The organism is Mesorhizobium sp. M7A.F.Ca.CA.002.04.1.1 (assembly GCF_004022805.1).
GTDB lineage: Bacteria > Pseudomonadota > Alphaproteobacteria > Rhizobiales > Rhizobiaceae > Mesorhizobium > Mesorhizobium ciceri.
The window spans coordinates 1-1851 of the sequence record NZ_RZPL01000932.1 but is presented as its reverse complement, the minus strand read 5'-3'; the positions used below and the strand labels follow the sequence as shown (position 1 = coordinate 1851).

The window sequence follows — 1851 nt, the reverse complement described above, 5'->3', positions numbered from 1 at the left end:
TAACTGAACAGCACGTCCTCCGGCGTCACCGGCTGACCGTCCGACCATTTGGCCCTCGGATTGAGATGGAACTCGATGCTCTTGCGCTCCGGATCCATGTCGGCGCTTTCGGCCAACAAACCGTAGAGCGTGAAAGCCTCGTCGGCATTGCGCTGCATCAACGGCTCGAAGACCAGATTGCCGAAGATCGTATCCATCATGCCGCGCGCCGTGGTGCGCAGGCTCTTGAGGATGAAAGGGTTGAGATTGTCGAAGCTGCCGACGACGCAATAGGTGATCGAGCCACCCTTCGGCGCGTCGGGATTGACGTAGTTGAAATGCGTATAGTCGGGCGGCAGCGCCGGCTCGCCCTGCATGGCGATGGCGTGCTTCGGCTCCGATGCGGCCGGCTGATGCGAAAGGGCGAGAAACGATATCGCGGTGATCAGCCAAACAAGAACGCGGCCCATGACCGTCTCCTTACTGGGCGGCTTGATGATTCGGACTGCACCCTAGCATGGCGCCACCGCGCTCCGGCCAGATACATCAGCCCAAATCGCACGGCCCAAATCGCACGGCCAAGAATCGCAGGCGCCGGGCTGGATTCGGCCTCGCTTGCAGTGTAACACGCCCTCCGAAGTCATTCTGTTGCCTCATTTCGGCAACAGGTAGCTGGACCACACGGCACGAAGAAGCCGGTCCCGGGATCATTTGAGAGGAAGTGCACGACATGACGAGCCTGAACAGCAACGCGTACCGCCTGTCGGTCATGGCCGCTGGCGTGGTCGGCTTTCTCGGCGCAGGGCTTCCCGCCGCTTCCGCACAGCAGCAGCAGCAGATTCCGCAAGGCTGGTTCAAGGCCTGCACCAAGCAGGAAGATGTCGACATCTGCAACGTCCAGAACATCACCACTGCCGGCAATGGCCAGCTGGTCACCGGCGTCAGCCTGATCGAGCTCAAGGGCAAGGTGAACCGCAAGGTGTTCCAGGTGACGGTTCCGACCGGCCGTCTGGTGCCTCCCGGCATCGGCCTGCAGATCGACACCGGCAAGGCGCAGAAGCTCGACTATGTGATCTGCTTCCCGGATCGTTGCGTGGCCGAAGTGCCGCTGACCGATCAGCTCGTCGCGGCATTCAAGAAAGGCCAGGCGATCACGCTGACTTCGGTCAATTTCCAGAATCAGCCCAATCCGATCAAGATCGCCCTGCAGGGCTTCAGCGGCGCCTATGACGGCCCGGCGCTGCAGCAGTCGGACATCGAGGACAGGCAGAAGAAGCTTCAGGACTTCGTCGCCAAGAACAACCAGGATTTCGCCAAGAAGCTCAAGGAAGAGCAGGACAAGGCGAAGACCGCCAACTGATCGGCCGATATCGCCGAGCCAACAAAAAAGCGGGGTTCATGCCCCGCTTTTTTGTGACTGTCTTCCAGCAGGCTAATGCCTGGACTGCCGCTTCTGTTGGTAGCCGCCGTCCGGCTTCTTGTCGAACATTTCCTTGATCTGCGGATGCCGGACCGGCTCGCCCGACTGGTCCTCGAGCAGGTTCTGCTCGGAGACGTAGGCGATGTATTCGGTCTCCGAATTCTCGGCGAGCAGATGGTAGAAAGGCTGATCCTTGCGCGGCCGCACGTCGGCGGGGATGGCTTCGTACCATTCGTCGGTGTTGGCGAATTGCGGATCGACATCGAAAATGATGCCCCTGAATGGAAACAGCCGGTGGCGAACCACCTGTCCGATTGCGAATTTGGCTGTTTTCATCGTACTCACCACTGAGTTCCTTGAGCTTATTTGGCGCAGACCGCGCATCAATTCAATCCCGAGGCGCTTGACGCCCTATTAAGCAACGGGTTAGCCCGGCGCCAGGGTTTCGGACC

The 1851-nt window shown here is 60.0% G+C and carries 3 protein-coding genes; 1 reads left to right on the top strand and 2 read right to left on the bottom strand.

Features of this window, described 5'->3' with window-relative positions; all coding sequences use genetic code 11:
* The coding region (locus ENZ75_RS30630; protein WP_245481310.1) for an ABC transporter substrate-binding protein at nucleotides 1-449 on the bottom strand (449 nt) is incomplete at its 3' end.
* A gap of 260 nt (nucleotides 450-709) precedes the next feature.
* On the opposite strand from ENZ75_RS30630, the gene ENZ75_RS30625 reads away from it, so the two are divergent.
* Nucleotides 710-1339 (top strand): invasion associated locus B family protein, encoded by a 630-nt coding sequence (locus ENZ75_RS30625; protein ID WP_013531658.1) that lies wholly within the window; start codon nucleotides 710-712, stop codon nucleotides 1337-1339.
* 72 nt (nucleotides 1340-1411) lie between these two features.
* On the opposite strand, the gene hspQ is transcribed toward ENZ75_RS30625, so the two are convergent.
* Entirely contained in the window at nucleotides 1412-1735 is a 324-nt protein-coding gene (hspQ, locus tag ENZ75_RS30620) for a heat shock protein HspQ (RefSeq protein WP_024503281.1), read from the bottom strand.
* Nucleotides 1736-1851 lie beyond the last annotated feature (116 nt).

Excerpts from the sequence above, each read along its gene's own strand:
- hspQ (WP_024503281.1), bottom strand. The coding sequence starts at position 1,735 with ATGAAAACAGCCAAATTCGCAATCGGACAGGTGGTTCGCCACCGGCTG.
- ENZ75_RS30625 (WP_013531658.1), top strand. The coding sequence starts at position 710 with ATGACGAGCCTGAACAGCAACGCGTACCGCCTGTCGGTCATGGCCGCT.